We start from the raw sequence: 19,779 nt of genomic DNA on the forward strand, positions 1-19,779 counted from the left end.
AGCGCCGAACGATGATCAAGCTAGACGGCATTGCCAGCTTTGTGGCCATCGCGGAATCCGGTTCGATCAGCGAGGCGGCGCGCCGCCTGCATTTGTCGAAATCCGTGGTCAGTGAGCGCCTGGCCGACGTCGAGCGCATGCTAGGTGCAACCTTGGTGCACCGCACTACACGCAAACTCAGCCTTACCGAAGACGGGGCCGCGTTCCTGGAGCGGGCCGGCCGCATCATGCGCGAGGTCGACGAGGCGACGGCCGACATGGCCGAGCGCCGCGGTAGTCTTTCCGGGCCGTTGCGCATCTCGGCACCGGTGACGTTTGGCCGCATGCACCTGGGGCCGGCCGTGTATCCGTTTCTTGCCAGGCACCCCAAGCTGGAACTGACGCTGGATCTGGACGACCGTCGCGTGGACGTGGCCGCCGACGGCTATGACGCCGTGGTCAGGCACGGAGCGCTGGAGGACTCCCGGCTGGTAGCCTGGCAGCTTGCCCCGAGCCGGCGCCTGCTGGTGGCTTCGCCCGCCTATCTGGCGCGGCAGGGCACGCCACGCTCCCCAGGCGACTTGCGAGATCACCGCGGCATCTTCTATGTCAACCGGGGCCTGGCGGACTGGCGGTTCGCGGAGCGGGGCGACGCCCTGGTCGTTCGCGCCACCGTCGCACTGCGCGTCAATAACGGCGACATGATGCGGGATGCCGCCGTGGCGGGCCTGGGCATCGCGCTGCTGCCAACCTTTATCGCTGGTGCTGCGATACAGTCCGGCGCACTGCGGGTGATCGACGTGGGCGTGCAGACAGCGACCGAATCCATCTATGTGGCGCACGCCGAGGGCAGGCGCGCGTCGGCCAAGCTGCGGGCCTTTGCCGAATGCGTTCGGGAGGCCATCGGCGATCCGCCGTACTGGGATGCGTGGTGCAGTCCGCAACCTTGACAGGTTGCGGGCGGTGGGGCTTCTTCATTTGCGACTCAAGCCGACCATCCCGTGCGGGGCAATCTGTCAGCCGGGATGCGTGCGCTTGCTGCAGGCCGGATGCGCCGCGCAGTGGCCCTGAGCAGGGCCGGGGACTCTCGCCCCCGGTCTGCCAGCGACCGGCGCAAGGCAAGACCGGCGCTCAGCCGATCGTGGCGATCGGCGCGCCCGCCGCCACTGCGCTGCCTGCGGCGGCATGCAGGGTGATGCGGCCGGCGCGGTGCGCGTGGACCTGCATTTCCATCTTCATGGCCTCCATGACGGCGACCAGTTCTCCTTCCTCGACCATGGCGCCTGCCTCCACCTTCCAGGCGTGCACAGTGCCGGCGATGGGAGCCAGCAGGTCGGCTTCGGAGGTGGTGGCGGCTTCCGTTGCTGCGGCGGCCGGCGCGTCGGCCAGGCCGCGTATCAGTTGCGCCGGCAGGCCCAGGCGCACGCGGCGGCCGTCGATCTCGATGACCGTGCGCAGCAGGCTGTTGTCGGGCTGGGGTACGGCGCGCACGGCGGCGGCCAGCGGCTCGGCGAAGTCGGACTCGATCCAGCGGGTGTGGACCTGGAAACCATCTGCGCCGACGAAGTCCGGATGGTCGATCACGGCGCGGTGGAAGGGCAGCACCGAGGCCACGCCCTCGATATGGAACTCGCGCAGCGCGCGGCGGGCGCGCGCCAGGGCCTGCTCCCGCGTGGCGCCGCTGACGATGAGCTTGGCCATCAGCGAGTCGAAGGTACCCGGCACCACCGAGCCCGACTGCACGCCCGCATCCACGCGCACGCCAGGTCCGGACGGAGCCTCGAAGCGCTGCACCGGGCCGGGCGTGGGCAGGAAGCCGCGGCCCACGTCCTCGGCGTTGATGCGGAACTCGATGGAATGGCCCAGCGGCGTGGGCGTTTCCGTGATGGAGAGCGGCAGGCCGTCGGCCACGCGCAACTGCTCCACCACCAGGTCCACGCCCGTGGTCTGCTCGGTCACGGGGTGCTCCACCTGCAGGCGGGTGTTGACCTCCAGGAAGGAAATGGCGCCGCTGGCGCTCAGCAGGAATTCCACCGTGCCCGCGCTGGTGTAGCCGGCGGCGGCGCAGATGTCGCGCGCGGCGGTGTGGATGCGCTCGCGCTGCGCGTCGCTGAGGAAGGGCGCGGGCGCTTCTTCCACCAGCTTCTGGTTGCGCCGCTGCAGCGAGCAGTCGCGCGTGCCCAGCACCACCACGTTGCCGTGGGTGTCAGCCAGCACCTGTGCCTCGATGTGGCGGGGCTTGTCGAGGAACTGTTCGACGAAGCATTCGCCCCGGCCGAATGCCGTCACGGCCTCGCGCACGGCGGAGTGGTAGAGCTCCTCCACCTCGTCCATGCGCCAGGCGATCTTCATGCCGCGGCCGCCGCCGCCGAAGGCCGCCTTGATGATGATGGGCAGGCCGTGCTGCTCGGCGAAGGCCAGCACCTCGCCGGCATCCTTGACGGGGTCGGGCGTGCCGGCTACCAGCGGGGCGCCCACCTGCAGCGCGATCTTGCGCGCCTCGACCTTGTTGCCCAGCTTGGCGATGGTGGTGGGCGAGGGGCCGATCCAGCGCAGGCCCGCGTCGATCACGGCCTGGGCAAAGGCCTCGCTCTCCGACAGGAAGCCGTAGCCGGGGTGTACCGCATCGGCGCCGCTCTTGCGTGCGATCTCCAGCAGCTTGGCAATGTTCAGGTAGGTGTCGGCCGGGCGGTCGCCGTCCAGGCCACAGGCCTCGTCGGCCATGCGGGCGTGCAGGGCGTCGATGTCGGCATTGGCATAGACGGCCACGGACTGTACGCCGTAGTCGGCGCAGGCGCGGATGATGCGGACGGCGATCTCGCCGCGGTTGGCAACCAGGACTTTCTTCATGGCAGGTCTTAGAGGGGACTCAAAGGGTGCCAGCCTCGCCCGAGGCGGCGGCTGGGGAGAGGTCTTCAAAAGCGCGGATCGGGCGGAAGCGCAGCCAGGCGCCCACCGGAATCTGGCCGGCGCGGTCGAGGTGGTGCGGCGCCACGGTGGCGATCACGGGGTAGCCGCCGGTGAGCGGGTGGTCGGCCAGGAATAGCACGGGCTGGCCGCTGGGCGGCACTTGCAGCGCGCCCAGGGCGGTGCCCTCGCTGGGCAGTTCGCCGCCGACGGCGCGCTCCAGCGGCATCTCGCCCGCCAGGCGCAGGCCCACGCGGTTGGACTGGGGCGTGACCTGCCAGCGCTGCGCGGCCAGGCGTGCCACCGCCGCGGGCGTGAACCAATCGGTGCGCGGGCCCATGACCACGTCCAGCACCACGTCCTGCTCCAGCGCGGGCAGGTCGGCCGCGGGCAGCACGGGCTCGCCCACCACGGCGCCGGCAGGGGCCGGGCGCAGGCCCAGCACATCGCCCACCGCCAGCGGTGCGGGGCCCACGTTGGCAAGGGTGTCGGTGGCGCAGCTGCCCAGCACCGGCGCCACGGCAAAGCCGCCGCGCGCGGCCACATAGCTGCGCGCACCGGCCACGGGCCGGCCGATGCCCAGCACGTCGCCATCGGCCAGGGCCACGGCCTGGTGGCCGGGCACGGTCCAGCGCCGGCCGTCGGCGGCTTTCACCGCCAGGGGCGCGTCGGCGCCGGTCACGGCTACCACGGTCTCGCCGAGGCTTTGCAGCTGCAAGCCGCCGCCCACGGTCTCGAGCGCCGCGACGCCGCTGGCGTTGCCCACCAGGCGGTTGGCCGCCTTGAGCGCGGCCTGGTCCATGGCCCCCGAGGCCGACACGCCTTGGCCGGCCTGGCCGTGGCGTCCCAGGTCCTGGAACACGGTCAGCAGGCCGGTGGCCTTGACCTGCAGCGCTGTCTGCCCTGGGGCCAGCGCGTCACGGCTGCGCTCGCTGGCAGCCGGCACTGCCGTGGCGGTGACGGTTTGCGCCCAGGCGCCAGCGCTGCCGGCCGCGGCGCCCAGCGTGGCGATATCGACAAAGCGCACGCGGTAGCCCGGCTGCAGCAGCGCGGGCTGCGCGCGGCCCAGGTCCCACATGGCCACCGGCGTCACGCCGATGATCTGCCAGCCGCCGGGACTGGCCTGCGGATACACGCCGCTGAAGGCGCCGGCCAGGCCCACGGCGCCGGCCGGGATACGCGTGCGCGGCGTGGCGCGGCGCGGCACGTTGAAGCTGGGGTGGCCGCCCGCAAGATAGGCAAAGCCGGGCGCAAAGCCGGTGAAGGCCACGGTGTACTCGCTGCCCGTGTGGCGGCGCACCACCTCCTCGGGCGTGATGCCCAGCAGCAGCGCCACCTCGGCCAGGTCCTCGCCGTGGTAATGCACGGGGATCTCCACCAGGCTGGCGGTGCGCTCGGCGCGCCGGGACAGGTCGCGCGCGGCGATGGCCTGCACCAGTTGCGCCAGGCCGCAGGCCGCCGGGCGGAAGCGCACGAGGATGGTGCGCGCCGCGGGCACCAGCTCCTCCACGCCGGGCAGGGGATCGCGCTGCAGCGAGGCCAGCAGGGCCAGGGTCTGGTCCAGGTCGGCCAGCTCCACCAGCAGCGCATTCAAAGAGACAGGTAGGAAACGCAAGACGAACTCCGCAAGCGATCAGATTCGGGGAGGGGAGCGGCTGCGGCACATCCGCGCTGCACGGCTGGCTGCCACGCCTCGTCTGACGGGCCAGGGGGCTCATCGTGGGAGACAGGGGCTGTCAGCGGCAAGGCCTGCACCGGGAAAAAAGCGGCCGTTCCCATCGGCGCGTTCTGCATCCATGTACCCTGCATTGGCAAGAGTGCATGCAAGGTTGATGCAAAACTACATATGGCTCAACTTAATGCTATATATTGTTCAACAATATGGATAGATTAGTGATCATGGTATACACCTAGCACGGCAAAGCGGCTTGCATTTGCGCCAAACTGGCGCCTTTGCCTGATCAACGTGCGCTAACATGCAGGCCCGCAGCCGAACTGCCGCAGCGCTCCGGCCGAAGCGGGCGCGCGGAACCGACAAGGAGCGGGGGCGCCGACCCGTCCAAGCAAGTGCCAACACCACATGACATCCAGCCCTGACACCAAGAACCTGGCCGAACGGGTCACCGAACAGATACGCCAACGGATCGTGCAAGGCGACTTCGCGCCCGGACAGCGCCTGTCGGAGGCCGCGCTGAGCGAAAGCCTGCAGATCTCGCGCAACACCTTGCGCGAGATCTTCCGCGTGCTGACCATGGAAGGCCTGCTCAGGCACGAGCCCAATCGCGGGGTCTCCGTGGCCGTCCCCGGCATCGCGGACATCGTCGACATCTACCGCGTGCGCCGGCTGATCGAGTGCCAGGCCGTGGCCCACGCCTACCCCAGCCACCCGGCGGTGAAGCATCTGCGCGAGGCCGTCGACATGGGGCTGCGCTGCCGCGAGAGCGGCGACTGGCAGGGCGTGGGCACGGCCAATATGGCGTTCCACATGGCCATCGTGGAGCTGGCCGACAGCGAGCGGCTGAAGAGGATGTTCTCCCACCTGCTGGCCGAGCAGCGCCTGGCCTTCGGCATCCTGCAGAACCCCGAGTTCCTGCACGGCCCCTACGTCGACATGAACCAGCGCATCCTGCAATTGTTCGAGTCGGGCAAGCTGGCCGAGAGCGCGGCGGTGCTCAATGACTATCTGATGCAGTCGGAGCGCATCGTGCTGTCGGCCTGTGCCCGCCATCCGATGTTCAGCGCGCGCTGATGCGGAAGGGGCGGCCGGCTTCGGGACGCCAGAGCCGAATGCCTCGAATGCCCCGAATGCCCCGAATGCCCCGAATGGCTCCCGGCCCGCTGGCCGCCGAAATCCTACATGCCGGCGGCCTCGAGCTCGCGGCCCCGGGTTTCCGGCAGCGTCAGCGCGGCGATGATGAGCACGCCATAGGCCGCCGCGGCGAAGATGCCGATGCTGGCGCCGAGACCGTATTGCTTGGACAGCGCGCCGATCAGGAAGGGGAAGAGGGCGCCGACGGCCCGGCCGAAGTTGTAGCAGAAGCCCTGGCCGGAGCCACGCACCCGGGTCGGGAACAGTTCCGTGAGGAAGGCGCCCATACCGCTGAAGATGCCTGAAGCGAAGAAGCCGAGCGGAAAACCGAGCCAGAACATGGCGCCGTTGGTCAAGGGCAGCATCGTGTAGCTGATGGCGACCGTCATCGAGCCCACCGCGAAGAGAATGAAGTTCGGCTTGCGGCCAAGCCTGTCGGTCAGGTAGGAACTGACGAGATAGCCGATCCATGAGCCGAAGATGATCATGGCCAGGTAGCCGCCCGTTCCCATCACGGTCAGGTGGCGTTCGGTCTTCAGGTAGGTCGGCAGCCAGGTCGTGATCGCGTAGTACCCGCCTTGTGCGCCGGTCGCCAGCAGTGCCGCGCGCACCGTCGTCGACAGCAGCTTCGGGCTGAAGATCTCCGTCAGGCTGGGGCGGTCGCTCGCCTTGCCTTGCGCCGCCTTTTCCTTTTCGTAGACGTCCGGCTCCTTCACGTAGCGGCGGATGACGACCACCAACAGCGCCGGCAGCAGGCCGACGAGGAACAGCGCGCGCCACGCCAGCTCGGCGGGCATGAGCGAGAACAGCACGGAATACAGGATGGCCGTCAGCCCCCAGCCAAGGGCCCAGCCCGATTGCACCAGGCCCACGGCCTTGCCGCGATCCTTGGCGCGGATCACCTCTCCGATCAGCACGGCACCGGCGGTCCATTCTCCGCCGAAGCCGAAGCCCATCAGCGCGCGCGCGGCCAGCAACTGCTCGTAGCTCTGCGCCAGGCCGCACAGGCCGGTGAAGATGGCGAACCACAACACCGTCAACTGCAGCGTGCGCACCCGGCCGATGCGGTCCGACAGGATGCCGGCGACCCAGCCGCCCAGTGCCGACGCCAGCAAGGTGAGCGTGCCGATGAAGCCCGCGTCGGCCAGGCTGATGCCCCAGGTGGCGACCAGCGTCGGAATGACGAAGGAGAGCATCTGCGTGTCCATGCCGTCGAGCATGTAGCCGACCTTGCAGCTCCAGAAGGCGCGTTTCTCGCGGGGCGACGTCTCGCCGTACCAGGAGAAAAGGTTGCCGCCGGCGTCGGCAGAGGCCTGTGGCGGCAGCGGAGAGGCCATCGCGGGGGTCTTGTGGTCCATGAAACGCTCCTGGGTGCGTGAGGTGAACGGTCTTGCACGCGGCTGCCGCGGCCGGCTCACCCCCTGTCGATGGATGAGCGCGGCGCGCTGCCCCGCGCGGACTTTCTTTGGCCGCCAGCAGTCGCCGGCGACCTGGCTTCTACGGATTCGAGGAAAGCGAAAAAGCAACGAAGCAGGAAACGGGCTGCGTGTCGTGGCCGGGCTAGAACACGGCGAGCGAGGCGTTCTTGATATCGGTCACCAGCATGTGGCCGGGCTTGTGCGCGATCGCCAGCGGCAGCTTCGCCGCCATGATCGCGGTCTGGGGCGTGACACCGCAGGCCCAGAAGACCGGCAGCTCGCCCGGCCTGATCGTGACGGGGTCGCCGAACTCGGGCTTGTCCAGGTCTTCGATGCCCAGCTCGGCCGGGTCGCCGATGTGGACGGGCGCGCCATGGATGGCGGGGAAACGGCTGGTGATCTGCACGGCGCGGATCGCCTCGGCGCCGCGCATGGGCCGCATCGAAACCACCAGTTGGCCACCGAACACCCCTGCGCGCCGGTTCGCGATCCGGGTGCGGTACATCGGCACGTTGCGGCCTTCCTCGGCATGGCGCAGGGGAATGCCCTCCTGCGCCAGCATCTGCTCGAAGGAGAACGAGCAGCCGATGGCGAACACCACGAAATCGTTCTGCCACAGATCGGCCAGCGAATCGGCTTCTTCGGCCAGCCGTCCGTCGCGATAGACGTTGTAGGCCGGCACATCGTTGCGGATATCCACCTCGCGCCCGAGCACCGGCACATGCCATTGCCCGGGCTCGCCGACGCCCAGCAAGGGGCAAGGTTTCGGGTTGGCCTGGCAGAAGCGCAGGAAATCGCCGGCGTGCGCCGAGGGCAGGATGGCCAGGTTGGCCTGGGCGTAGTCGCCGCATTGGCCGGCCGTGGGGCCACGGAACCGGCCGTCGCGAACGGACTGGCGGAAGTCGTAGGGTGTCGGGTTTTCAGGCATCTGCAGGCGCATGTCGTGATGACGTTGTCGTGTCTGTCCTGAACGATAGAGAGTAAAATTTTTTATCGCCAACGACTTTTTATTGGCAATGATGTTAAGTATTTCTTAACAACTTTACGGGTTTTCCCTTAGACGCACCGAACTGGTGCCATGCCGGGGTCGATGCCAACTGCGGGGATCTTGCTGGCAATCCTGGGCTTTCTGCTCTCATCTTCGCTGCTGCCCAATGAATACGCGCTTCCTCGAAACCTTCGTCACGCTGGCCAAACTGCACAGCTTTCGTGCGACCGCCGCCGCGCTGCATGCAACGCCGGCGGCCATTTCCCAACGCATCAAGGCACTGGAAGATGAGCTGCAAACGGCGCTGGTCGACCGGGAGAGCCGCGAATTCCGCCTGACGCCCAACGGAGAGTACCTGCTCGGCTACGCCAAGAGCGTGGTGGAGGCCGCACGGCGGCTGCAGGCCGCTGCCTCGGGCGACAGCAAGATCCGCGGGCGCCTGCGCCTGGGCGTCATCGAAACCGTGGTGCACAGCTGGTTGCCGAACTACATGCGGCGCCTCGCGGCCGACTACCCGCAACTGGAGGTAGAGCTGACCGCCGACGTGAGCGTGGTGCTCCAGCGCAGGCTGATCGCCGACGAGCTCGATCTCATCATCCGCGTCGAAGGCAGCGACGAAAGCAACGTCGTGTGCAATGCGCTCGCCAACTATCCTGTGCACTGGGTGGCGCGCGCGGGCTTGCTGTCGCACACGCGCGGCTCGCTTGCCAGGCAGGTGCTGCAGCATCCCATCCTGACCTTCGGCCGCGGCACCGCGCCGCACCGTGCGCTGGAAGACATCGTGGCCAAGCTCGCCGGCGTGCACGGCGTGCCCCTGTCGGAAACCCGCATCACCGGATCGCCGTCGATCGCCGTGATCGTCCAGCTCGTGCGCGACGGTTTCGGCGTGGCCGCCATCCCGCGCCTCTTTGTCGACAAGCTGATCGAGAGTGGGGAAGTGGTAGAGCTGCCGCTGCAGCCTGCGCCGCCCTCCATCGTGGTGTCGATGTCGCGGCGTGCGGATGCGCCGCTGTTCGTGCACGGCGCGGCCAACTCGGCACGGGCGGCGTGCGCGGAGTATTGCCACAACAGTGATAGGCGGTTGGTCGAGGCACTGTGACCGGGCGGGGCTGCGGGCGGTCGAGCGGCAAGGACATCTTTGTCCTTCGCTTCCCTTGGCTGCTCCGCCTTTTCCCTTGATGCACTTTTTCCTTTGGGGCGGCGTATTTCGCATGGGCATAAGCGTTGTCCTGTGAAAGCCTGTTCCGCGGAGTGCACGCCGTGCGGGACGAGGCCGCAAACGTGCATGGGGTCATCGCTTCAGTCGCATTGGAGGGCTGGCTCGCTTGGCTGCCTCGCGATCGATGCTCGACGATGCGCCCTACGACAAAGAGCCTTGTCTCATCCTCCGCTGTCGTCGGCACGCGCGAGCGTTAGCCACCCCGCGGCGAGCGGCCATCGCAATACAACCGGCACGTCTCTCCGGCTGACGGAAACGGCGCGATGGGATCGTCGAAATACTGGATAGTCCAGTAAAAGTACGGCTCCTTGATGCCTTTGAATGCAGGATAGGTCCAGTATTTGATACCGGCAATCGTGACACTGATTGCCCTTTCGCAATCGCCATCAAGAGTAAAACGGTCCAGCCCGTGCGCTTTTCGGTGCTTTGTCTCGCGCAAGGGGCACCACTGCCCATTTTTCCCTTGAACCAAGCCGGCCGGGAAGGTGGCATCGCTAGGGTCGCGGCGTTGGATGGCGGATTCGTTGACTCTACTGAAGACCGTCGCCCCGATCCAAAGTGGTCTACCACCGAGGAAAACCTGCTCCATGCGAATGGGGAGATCCTGAGGGGCGTTGAGGTCTGCTGGTCCATCGCTGTCGTAGATAACGCGACCCTGCCTATCGAACTCGAACAACTCTCCGCTTACCCCAATGTAGATGGCTCGAACACGCCAAGCTTCGGGGGACTTGAACGTTGCCTTGGGTGGCGTTCCTTTGGCGAGGGCGCTGTAGATATCTTGGGTCTCGATCGTGCGCGCGGGTGGGGGTGGGTAGGTGAACCACGTGCCGTGCTCTTCACTGTAGAAGCTAGCCTGTCCTGCATATGAAGCGGGACAAAGAAAAACCGCAGCCAGCATGGTTGAGAGGAGTTGCTTGGCGCGGAGCGATTTCACTCGCATCAATCGCATGGCGCCGACGAAAAATCCCTGCATTGATTTGGTTTCGTCATCAGTTTTCGTTCTTGGCGACTCAGATCTTCCGCCATGGTTAGCCGCCCTGTTGCGAGCGGCCGTCGCAATAAAGCCAGCACTGGCCTTCGGCATCGACGATGGGGGTGATCGGGTCGTTGAAGTACTGGACGACCCAGTAATGCGGGTAGGCGCTGGTTTCGTCTTCGGGGTAAACCCAGAACTCCCGCGCGCCGATCGTGCGTTTGACTGCCTTCGGGCAGTTTCCATTGAGAAATGCCCTGCCATCTTCGTGCAAGATGCCATATGCCTCGGTAGTCAGTTGCATGGGACAGGCATGTCCATCGGCGATAACGATGCCTGTCTGCGAATCGCTCGCGGCATCGCCACTACTTGGACGGTCCGGGTTGCGGAGCCAGTAAACCTGCTGGCCACCTTGCCAGAGAGGTTTCCCTGTTCGGGCAAAGCGCGTCTCGACTGCACGGATTGGTGTGGCAGCGCCGCGGATGTCGACAACGTTGCCAAGGCGATCGAACTGGAAGATGCCAGAACGGGAATTGAACAGTGCCCTCACCGGCCAATTTACAGGGCGCTTGTCTTTCAAATCATCTTTCTCATGCTGCCGCTCCTCCAGCGTCATTTCTCTGAGTGCATTTTTCGGAGGTGGGCGCAGATCTAGCGGGTTCCGTTCCGCTATCGCATGTACTTGGTGTGATACGGGAGACTCCGTTGCGTGGTGGCCAGCATCGCAATACAGCACGCAGGTTCCCGAGGCATCGAGAAGCGGAGTCACCGGGTCGGAGAAATATTGGGCTGCCCAGTAGAGAGGGTGTTGATTGGGCGATTCGTTCCTGACACCAACATCTTCCGGATAAACCCAGAAGCTGCCGCCACCTATGCGTTGCAGGACGGCCATCTCGCAGTTCCCATTGCGGTAATCACTAACATCCTTCAGTCGACGATAGTAGTCGTACGCGGTGTCGACATTCCGAGTGGGGCACACGCGACCGTTCGCTATTACCAGGGAGTCTTCCGGTGAAAAACTGTCAACGGGGAGCGGGCCTTTGGCAGGTGCCGCGACGTAGACGTGCTGTCCCCCACCCAACCAGATCGGGGCAGCTTGGAGACGGCTATCCAGCAAGGTATTCCATACTGGGGTGCTTTGGCGTCGGTACTCCAGCAGCGTGCGGCCGGCCGGAGTGAAATTGCTCTGAAGGATGTTGCCCTGTGCATCGAACTCCGCCCATCGCGCGCCATTGAGCACGGGGTCCTTCCACAGGATGGCACGCACCGGCCACGCTACTGGGTTGACCACGACCAATTGCGGCCGTACCTCTTCGTCGAGTGCCAAGCGCAACGCCGAGCGCGGTGGCGGAGTAATAGTCGTCTCGTAGAAATCCTCAGCACTGCAGGCTATCAGTTGGCTGTCGACGATACTGATTTTCTCGGGGTTACATGGGTTGGGGGGCGCCTTCGCTTGTGCAGTGGCGATCAGAAGTAGCAGGGATAGCAGTCCAGCCGAAGTGATGCCGTACGTCCACATTCGTCGAATACTCATGGTTGACCCCTTCCGACACTGATGTGTATATGGTGGCGATGGATGGAATCGGTATGGATGAACAGACCGGTGCCCGTGACATCGACTTGGGCATAGGTCAGTGCCCATGGGGCCCACCCAGCCAGCCGAGTTCTTTGGCCTTGCGGTCGATCTTGTCGTCCCTGCCGCGGATGGCGAAGGTGAAGCGCAGGTCGGATTGGGTGGGCATAAGCGTTGTCCGGTGAAAGCCTGTTCTGCAGGGTGCGCGCTGCGTGGGACGAGGCAGCAAACGCGCACGGGGTTCATCACTTCAGTCGCGTTTGGGCCTGGCTCGCTTGGCCGCCCCGCGGTCGATGCTCGACGATGCGCCCGACGACAACGAGTCTTGTCTCATCCTCGCGATTGAACGTCGGCGAAAGCACGGGCGATCCGCACACCTTGATCTCAGCACCGGCGGTGACATCGGCAACGGCCGTGGCTTCCCAATCGAACGCATCGGGTCTGGTAGCCCATACGCTGACCGCTTCACCCTCTGCCGTCTGTATATCGAGAGTGCCTGAGACGTCTTCGAGGAGGGGGGAGAGCGGATCCTCCAAGCTTGGCGCGGGAAAGGGGGCGACATTCTTCGCTGTTCCCGGAAAACAGACGATGCGATCGCGATAGGGGTCATAGTGTTCGCGTACGGTTGCCGGAGCCACGGACTCGTCCCGAATATCGAGCATGTAGCGCGCGAACAGGGATAGATTCGGGACGTGCTGTAGCGCTGCGATACCCAGCGACACCGCCGACAGGGTGACAACGCCAACGATGATCCAAAACAGGGCGGGTTTCCCGAATCTGTTCATAAGGATGTCGCTTGGGTCGCAGCGCGCGGCGCCAACTCGCCGCTGTCGGCCACGCGGGCAGGATCGCTGGCCGGCGCGGTCTCGACCGGTTGCTGGTTCGGGTCCCAATCCCACTGGGTCTGGCCGACGATGGTCTCGCTGGGGATGGCGGGGAAGATCTCGCCTTGCGCGAAGTAACGGCGCTCGCCGCGCTTGGCGGAGGTGATCCAGTAGCCGGCCTGCTGGCAGGGGGTGCCTGCGTACTGCGGTGGCGGCGGCGATGGCGGCTGGGCGGTGTTGGGCCGGCTGCGGGCGAAGTCGACCAGGTCGCGGGGATAGAAGGCCATGTCGCGATAGCTGCTGTCGTCGATGTCCAGCAGCCAGGTGACGGCGGCAGCCTCCCAGGACCAGTAGCCGTAGAAGGCGATGTCGCCTTCGCCATGCTGATTGACATAGGGCTCGCGGCGGCTGGCGTGATACCAATCGTCCAGGTACTTGGCCATCAGTACGGGGCGCTTGTCGGGTGCGGCGTCGAAGACCTTGAATAGCTTGCGGTATGGCAGGTGGCGCGCGGCTTCGTCTGGTGGCGTGCCGCGGCCGGGTACGAAGGGCGCCACGAGGCGTTCGAGCAGGCCGTCGCGTACTCCCATATCTTCGTTGCCGTAGTCGAGAAACGATATTACGCGCGGCATCTGTGCTGCGTTCCCTGTCAACAAGCCAAGGCAAGTCATGCGCAAGGCCACGGTCCAGTAATCCTCGGTCCTGAGTGCTGCATGGGGAGTTACACGCCCCTCGGCTTCCGGTGAGTTGTGAAATGTCTTGTGAAACTGTCCATATTCCTCAGCCCATTCCAATGCATAGGGCCACACTTCAATAAATAGAGCTAGATTGGCTCCTGCTGAATATTGCAAGTCCAACCAGTCGAAGAAATCCCATAGACGTTGTCGAGTAGATGTCATTAACCCGCCAGGCCTGGCCTTGGTTACGTATTTGGGAAGATCCCTTGTGATCATCGCGATGCGAGATAGCTTATCTCCGGATCTCTCTTCGTAACGGAAATAGCGCAAGTAAGGCTCGCGCCGCTGCTCGAAACGTTCGGCGGGAACATGCCAATTAGCCCAGCGCTTCCAGTCAATAGGAAGAAGGTTCTGCATATGACTCACGCCATGAGTATGTTATTTGGAAGAACAAATTCTTTCGATATCCTGTGCATGCCACGCGGCCGGCCACATGGCGCGGTCTGCGGAACCTTCGATCGATCATGACGTGCATGGTTGCGAGAAATCACAGTGATGGAGTTGGGCCGCCTGCGGGCGAAGTCGACCAGATCGCGGGGATAGAAGGCCTTGTCGCGGTAGCTGCTGTCGTCGATGTCCAGCAGCCAGGTGACGGCGGCGGCTTCCCAGGACCAGTAGCCGTAGAAGGCGATGTCGCCTTCGCCATGCTGATCGATATAGGGCTCGCGGCGGCTGGCGTGGTACCAGTCGTCGAGGTACTTGGCCATCAGCGCGGGGCGCTTGTCAGGTGTGGCGTCGAAGACCTTGAACAGCTTGCGATACGGCAGGTGGCGGGTGGCTTGGTCGGGTGGCGTGCCGCGGCCGGGTACGAAGGGGGCGACCAGGCGTTCGAGCAGGCCGTCGCGCACGCCCATATCTTCGTTGCAGTAATCAAGGAATGCAATCACCCGGGGCATTTCAGTGGCATTACCCGTCAATAAACCAAAACACATTAGCCGAAGCGCGAAATCCCAATAGTCTTCTGTGCGCAACGCTGCATATGGCGTGACGTAGTTGTCTGCTTCAGGTGATTCTTGGTACCTACCATAGATATCTGCGTATTCTTCCGCCCATTTCATTACGTAGGGCCACACATATGAAATGAGATCGACTGACGCACCTGCCGAATACTGAAGGCTAATCCAGTTCAGCGCGGCTGAGACTCTCCACCTCGAGCTTGGCCACTGAGAAGACTCAGGCACTAACAACAAGTTGGTATCTCCAGAGACTTGATTAATGCCGTCCAATAGATCATCAAATCGAGAGTTGTACGTTGCTAATCTCAAATACGGTTCTCGGCGGATTTTGAAATCTGAGGTGCCGATTTTTGAACCGGAAAGAATGATCCATTCAATTTGTTTTATAGAATTCAACATATTTAACTGATAAGGAAATTAATTCGATATCCTGTGCATACCACGCGGCGGGCCACATGGCGCGGTCTGCGGAACCTTCGATCGATCATGAAATGCATGGTTGCGAGAAATCACAGCGATGGTGTTGGGCCGGCTGCGGGCGAAGTCGATCAGGTCGCGGGGATAGAAGGCCTTGTCGCGATAGCTGCTGTCGTCGATGTCCAGCAGCCAGGTGACGGCGGCGGCTTCCCAGGACCAGTAGCCGTAGAAGCTGAAGTCCGAACGCGTCTCTCCGTCCCCGTGTTGCTCATGGTATGGCTCGCGACGGCTGGCGTGGTACCACTCGTCCAGGTATTTCCCCATCAGGGCGGGGCGTTTGTCGGCTGTGGCGTCAAAGACCTTGAACAGCTTACGGTACGGCAGGTGACGGGTAGCCTTGTCCGGCGGCGTGCCGCGACCCGGTACGAAGGGAGCGACCAGGCGTTCGAGCAGGCCGTCACGCACCTCCAGTGTGGCGTTGGCGTAGTCCAGCACGGCCATCACGCGAGGCATGTCTTCAGCATGGCCGGTCAGCAGACCGAAGCAGGTCAAACGCAACGCGACGATCCAGTACTCGTTGTCGATCAGTGCCACGTGTGGGGTAACATAACCGTCGGCCTCAGGTGAGCGATGGTAGGCCTCGTGGAACTCGCCGTACTCCTCGGCCCATGCCAAGGCGTAAGGCCAGACCTCGCCGAACAGTTCGACTTGGGCACCTGCGGAGTATTGGAGGCTGAGCCAGTTGAGCACATCCCAAAGGCGTTGTCGGGTGGACGTCATCAACCCACCCGGCTTGGCCTTGGCGGCGTGCTTAGGCAGGTCGGTGGAAATCATAGCAATACGACTCAAGTTGCCATTGGATTTGTGCTTGTACGTTTCATAGCGCAAGTAGGGTTCGCGGCGTTGTTCGAAGCGTGCGGCCGGCACGTGCCAGCCGGCCCAGCGTGTCCAGTCGATGGGAGGTAGTGTTTGCATGGGATTCATTCACTGAGCAAATGCTCAAGGCCGTAATCAAGTGCTCGTCAGGCCCGCGCTGATACTCCAATCTCTTGTGAAGTACGGGTTTTCTTCGTCGAGTAGGAGTTGATAAAGACTGCGAAGGATGTCGTAGACGTCGACGGCGTTCCCGACGAAGGGGATGCAGCCGATGACCACGCTCACAACACATCTGCCAGATGGATTCGCTATGATTTTCAGCTGGTCATCGTGGCGCCTATCGGGGTTTGACGAGCCGCCAGGTCACGCGCTTATCACCGACGTCGGGCATGACGTCACCGGCCTGGAAGAACCGCGTCCCGAGATGACTTGCCTGTTCGCATCTCCATTCGCCGGGCCACGGACATGGCGTGCCAGAGTAGATCCGCACTACGTACCTCTCACTTTCTTGCGAAGACTTGGACTTGCCCTGGGCTGGCGTCGTCTTGAGTACCGCTTGCACGTCTTCTGGGCGATCGAAGCGCCGTAACCAGAGATTGCTGGTGCGCGGATTGAACCGAATCTCGCCCGCGATCGAGCCGTAGTGCAACGACCCAATATCGTTCACGCGCAGGGGCTTGATGACGTCGTTGACCTTCGCGTACAGCTCGGGACGTGGGTCGGTCCCTGCCTTGCCCAAGGCTGGCCAGTCACCGGCGCGAATGATGCTGCCCCATTGATACGGCAAGATGCAGATGCGTTCGTCGTTGAAATTTGCTCGCAATTGTTCTTCCGTGCCTAGCTTGGCCAGCCAGTGGTGAGCAAGGAATGTGTACCAGTTTAGATGGATGTAGCCATCACGCCACGATGGGCTGCTGATCGGCACACATACATCCAATCCTCGATAGGACCACGCCACTTCATATTCAACGTACTGAAAGTCTTCCCATTCGTGACATTCTTGAATGGCGAGCCCTGCTGCGCCATGCAGCGGACGCAGAATATGGCACATATCTAACAGGAGTTTCTCTACGCGTTGGCGTCCCTCGCCGCGAAGTTCCTCCGCCGGCAAGTAGAAGCGCAACGTCGTCGTCACCTTATGGATCTTTTCCATCCAACCAGCGGGCGAGTAGACGCCAAACATATAGTCGCTGACATGCCCAAAGGATGGTCGAGACATCCATTTGAATTCAACGGCATTCATCGGGTTTTCCGCCGTGATGTGCTCGAAGCAGTCGGTGAAGGTCTTGCGTGAGTAGTGTTGGATTTTCATACCCATTTCACCGCGATATCCGCCTTTCAGCTTGCTGCCAAAGTGCTGGTCATACAATGAAAATGCTTCAGCAATATGCTTTCGGCGTATGGGCAACCAGGCGTCAACCAAATGGAAGATCGCCACCAAGCCAACCTGCTGAGTGGGTTGGGCAGCATCGTCTTCATCCACGAACGTAAAGTTCCAACGTTCGGAATCGAACGTGTTGAAAAATTCGGCTTCAGTCATTCTTGTCCTCGGGGGGAATCCATCCAGAATAGGTAGTACTGCTCTGTTTTCATGTCATATCGATGCTTGGCTTCCCAATCGCGGTACTCTTGCATCCTCTGTCGATCTTCTGGCGACAGTGCGGGCGTAGCCGACGGCACGTCTGCTGGTTGTGCTGCAGCCCTTTGTGAGGCCGCTGCTCCGGCGCCAGTAGCTCCTGCCGCGCGGGCTGCGCGCAGGTATGGCGCAAAGTCAATGATTTTTGCCCCCGCACGCGCGGCAAGCGTTGTTTCGGTCGCCGCGGCGCCACCACCTACGATGGTCGCGCCACCGACAGCAGTTAGACCGGCCGCGGCCACGAAAGGAGCCACTAGCGCCATTTCGATACCAGCCCGCGCTCGACGATTTTGCTCCTCGATCTGGCGAGGATCTGGGGTGGCCGTCATCACCGGCGTACCTGGTGGTGGCGGCCGAACCTCCAGTTTTCGCCGCGCCGCCTCATGTTCCTGGTCGATCATGCCAACCAGTAATGCGTACGGATTCGCCGAGGCACGCGTGGGGAAATTGACCTGTTTTCCGGCCGGCACATAGACCGGCTCCATTTTAGTTGAGCGTACCCAACCACGGCGCAAACGACGCTTTGCTTTTCCGCAATGCTCTGTAAGAAGCAATCTAAATTTATCATGCCGCCCAGCTATCAATAGGTAAGCGGTCTGTTGGTCTTCGGTCAACTTGTCCCCTGGAAACTTCATTTCAATCACAAAGGCCAGATTTGGATGACTGTATTGCGCCTTTCCCGGGTTGGTGTGCTTGTGCAAGCGTACGACGTCGGGAATGCGCAGCAATCCGCGCACACCGCCTTGTACATCGGTCCAGATAGCTCGGCCCTGGTATTCTTCCTTAATGTTGAGATTAGGAAGCGGGTAGGCGATCAACTGCTCTAAATCATCTTTGCCCAGTAGATCGGTCACAACCTCTACATCGGCATATATGTTCCCCAACGCGTTACTGGAAATCTTTTTGTAGTACGACAGAGGGAAGCGACTCGGTCGAAAATCCTCCGACGCGCTTATCACTGGTTCGGGTGGTTTTTCAACCATGTTGAAACCCACCTCGCCACAGTATGGAAACTTATAACCGAATGCTTCGTTATCCAGGCGCACAAACGTAGAGACCGTTCGTTGGTACATGGCCCGATTGTCGCGCTTACGCCGATAGGGGTTTTTCTTGGCATATTCCGCTTTTTCACAGAGATACCAGAGGTCAAAAGGATTCGTGACCGGCAGGGGAGCTCCCGCGGCTTGTGGTTTGGTGGTGGCTTGTGCGCTGCCGTCCGTGGAGCGCGGCCTAGATTGGTGTGGTTTGTTCGCCATCAGTCAATCGTCCTTGTTGCCAGGGTTTCGTACGAAGTCGATCTGCAGTGGCTTCGGATCGTTCCAGTACTGGGCGTCCAACTTGAACAGGTCACTGTCATCCACCAGGGCCTCCGCCTGAAGTGGTTCCATAGCGGATGCGGAAACTGTTTCCGTTCTGCCTTGCGCATCGGTGCGGCCGCGCAGAATGTCTCCACTACCACGGACGATTTCATAGGGATGGTTGGCAAGTACTTCATCTGTCTCTGCGTTGCGCAGTACGAAGTACTCCTCAAATGGCCCTGGCAGGCCGGAGAACTGTCCAAGCGTAGGGACCATGGTGCCGGGGCCGATGAAGTTATAGCTCCCGGCCTTGACGGTGAAGGTGCCCGGCATGCCCATTTCGACGTTGCCGTTCGCGATTTTTACGTAGGCGCCGCCGCACAAGAGGGTGATGTGCTCCTTCGCCGCGACGATGACGTGGCTCTCGCTGCTGGTCACGTCGACGCTTTGTTCGGCTTCGAGTCGCATGCGATTGTGCTGGGCCTGCAGCAACATCTCGCCCTGATGGGCGATGTGGCGCACGTCGCCGTTCTGCACGAAGGTGCTGATGCCGTTGAGGGCGTGGATCAGCGCGCGCTCGCCGGCGCTGAGCTGCAGGTTGCCTTGCGCGGCAGCGTCGATGTGTTCGCCTGCGCCGAGCGCGATCGTGCGCGGCGTACCGGCCGCGATGCCGTCAGGAGCGGACAGCGCGAGCAAGGGCTTGGTACCGTTACCGCTGCCGTTGGCCTGGTCGTTGGCGCCATGGCCCATATCGCGCACGGCGTCGGTCAGGCCTTCGCGCGGCTTGGCGTCGTGCGCGAGCCCCTGATGCTGACCTGCGTAATCGCCCAGCGCCTTGGCGAGCTGGAGCGCGGCGTCGAGCGTGGCGACGATGGCCTCGCGGTCGAGCTGGCCGCCGGCCGCATCGCGCTGCGCCTCGGCGGAGAGCAGCAGGCCCTGGGCGGCGCGCAGCGCGCCATGCAGGTCGGTGCGCAGCTCGAAGCCTTCGCCGCGTGGGCCGCCGCCGTCGGGTCGCGGATGGGTGAGGTAGCCGAGATGCAAAGCGCTGGCGCCATGGTCGTTCATCAGCGCGGCGCTGATCTCGCCGGTGGTGTCGTCCAGGCGTAGCTCGCTGGCGCGCTGGCCCTTGTGCTCCTTGCTCTTGATGGTGCTGAGCACTTGATGCTTGG

The 19,779-nt window shown here is 63.3% G+C and carries 16 protein-coding genes; 3 read left to right on the forward strand and 13 right to left on the reverse strand.

The annotated features are described in order from the left end of the window. The first annotated feature begins 11 nt into the window (after positions 1 to 11). A complete protein-coding gene (locus tag AC3FOF_RS30935) occupies positions 12 to 929 on the forward strand; it encodes a LysR family transcriptional regulator (RefSeq protein ID WP_017229843.1) in 918 nt (305 codons plus the stop codon). Positions 930 to 1,110: 181 nt separating this feature from the next. On the opposite strand, the gene AC3FOF_RS30940 is transcribed toward AC3FOF_RS30935, so the two are convergent. Continuing rightward, on the reverse strand, positions 1,111 to 2,829 hold the full coding sequence (locus AC3FOF_RS30940; RefSeq protein WP_488728755.1) for an acetyl/propionyl/methylcrotonyl-CoA carboxylase subunit alpha: 1,719 nt from the start codon (positions 2,827 to 2,829) through the stop codon (positions 1,111 to 1,113). A 19-nt stretch (positions 2,830 to 2,848) separates the two neighbouring features. Then, positions 2,849 to 4,501, reverse strand: coding sequence for a 5-oxoprolinase subunit PxpB (gene pxpB / locus AC3FOF_RS30945; RefSeq protein ID WP_488728756.1), 1,653 nt, complete (start codon positions 4,499 to 4,501; stop codon positions 2,849 to 2,851). Between the two features lie 465 nt (positions 4,502 to 4,966). Here pxpB and AC3FOF_RS30950 point away from each other — a divergent pair, with 465 nt between their 5' ends. Continuing rightward, complete coding sequence (locus AC3FOF_RS30950) at positions 4,967 to 5,635, forward strand: GntR family transcriptional regulator (RefSeq protein ID WP_488728757.1); 669 nt, start codon at positions 4,967 to 4,969, stop codon at positions 5,633 to 5,635. Between the two features lie 104 nt (positions 5,636 to 5,739). Here AC3FOF_RS30950 and AC3FOF_RS30955 read toward each other — a convergent pair whose 3' ends face one another. Beyond that, complete coding sequence (locus AC3FOF_RS30955; RefSeq protein WP_017224853.1) at positions 5,740 to 7,053, reverse strand: MFS transporter; 1,314 nt, start codon at positions 7,051 to 7,053, stop codon at positions 5,740 to 5,742. A 202-nt stretch (positions 7,054 to 7,255) separates the two neighbouring features. Further along, entirely contained in the window at positions 7,256 to 8,041 is a 786-nt protein-coding gene (locus AC3FOF_RS30960; RefSeq protein ID WP_488728758.1) for a putative hydro-lyase, read from the reverse strand. 226 nt (positions 8,042 to 8,267) lie between these two features. Here AC3FOF_RS30960 and AC3FOF_RS30965 point away from each other — a divergent pair, with 226 nt between their 5' ends. Continuing rightward, positions 8,268 to 9,200 (forward strand): LysR family transcriptional regulator, encoded by a 933-nt coding sequence (locus AC3FOF_RS30965; protein WP_488728759.1) that lies wholly within the window; start codon positions 8,268 to 8,270, stop codon positions 9,198 to 9,200. Positions 9,201 to 9,513: 313 nt separating this feature from the next. Here AC3FOF_RS30965 and AC3FOF_RS30970 read toward each other — a convergent pair whose 3' ends face one another. The 9 genes from AC3FOF_RS30970 to AC3FOF_RS31010 form a co-directional block, all read right to left on the reverse strand. Further along, positions 9,514 to 10,293, reverse strand: a complete 780-nt coding sequence (locus AC3FOF_RS30970) for a hypothetical protein (protein ID WP_488728760.1) — start codon at positions 10,291 to 10,293, stop codon at positions 9,514 to 9,516. Between the two features lie 55 nt (positions 10,294 to 10,348). Beyond that, positions 10,349 to 11,827, reverse strand: coding sequence for a hypothetical protein (locus AC3FOF_RS30975; protein ID WP_488728761.1), 1,479 nt, complete (start codon positions 11,825 to 11,827; stop codon positions 10,349 to 10,351). Positions 11,828 to 12,111: 284 nt separating this feature from the next. Continuing rightward, positions 12,112 to 12,651 carry a hypothetical protein gene (locus AC3FOF_RS30980; RefSeq protein ID WP_488728762.1) on the reverse strand — a complete coding sequence of 180 codons (540 nt, stop codon included), beginning with the start codon at positions 12,649 to 12,651 and terminating at the stop codon, positions 12,112 to 12,114. Beyond that, positions 12,648 to 13,784, reverse strand: coding sequence for a PoNe immunity protein domain-containing protein (locus AC3FOF_RS30985; RefSeq protein WP_488728763.1), 1,137 nt, complete (start codon positions 13,782 to 13,784; stop codon positions 12,648 to 12,650). The genes AC3FOF_RS30980 and AC3FOF_RS30985 overlap by 4 nt, the downstream gene beginning before the upstream one ends. A 5-nt stretch (positions 13,785 to 13,789) precedes the next feature. After that, on the reverse strand, positions 13,790 to 14,782 hold the full coding sequence (locus tag AC3FOF_RS30990) for a PoNe immunity protein domain-containing protein (protein WP_488728764.1): 993 nt from the start codon (positions 14,780 to 14,782) through the stop codon (positions 13,790 to 13,792). An 18-nt stretch (positions 14,783 to 14,800) separates the two neighbouring features. Continuing rightward, positions 14,801 to 15,775, reverse strand: a complete 975-nt coding sequence (locus AC3FOF_RS30995) for a PoNe immunity protein domain-containing protein (protein WP_488728765.1) — start codon at positions 15,773 to 15,775, stop codon at positions 14,801 to 14,803. 238 nt (positions 15,776 to 16,013) lie between these two features. Continuing rightward, positions 16,014 to 17,216 carry a type VI immunity family protein gene (locus tag AC3FOF_RS31000; RefSeq protein WP_488728766.1) on the reverse strand — a complete coding sequence of 401 codons (1,203 nt, stop codon included), beginning with the start codon at positions 17,214 to 17,216 and terminating at the stop codon, positions 16,014 to 16,016. Then, the gene (locus AC3FOF_RS31005) at positions 17,213 to 18,568 is read right to left on the reverse strand and encodes a VRR-NUC domain-containing protein (protein WP_488728767.1); all 1,356 of its coding nucleotides are present in this window, start codon (positions 18,566 to 18,568) and stop codon (positions 17,213 to 17,215) included. Before AC3FOF_RS31005 ends, AC3FOF_RS31000 begins: the two co-directional genes overlap by 4 nt. Positions 18,569 to 18,571: 3 nt before the next feature. After that, positions 18,572 to 19,779: DUF2345 domain-containing protein (locus tag AC3FOF_RS31010; protein WP_488728768.1), on the reverse strand; the 1,208-nt coding region annotated here is incomplete at its 5' end.

The sequence above is a fragment of the Cupriavidus sp. 96C5-1 genome, from assembly GCF_057798855.1.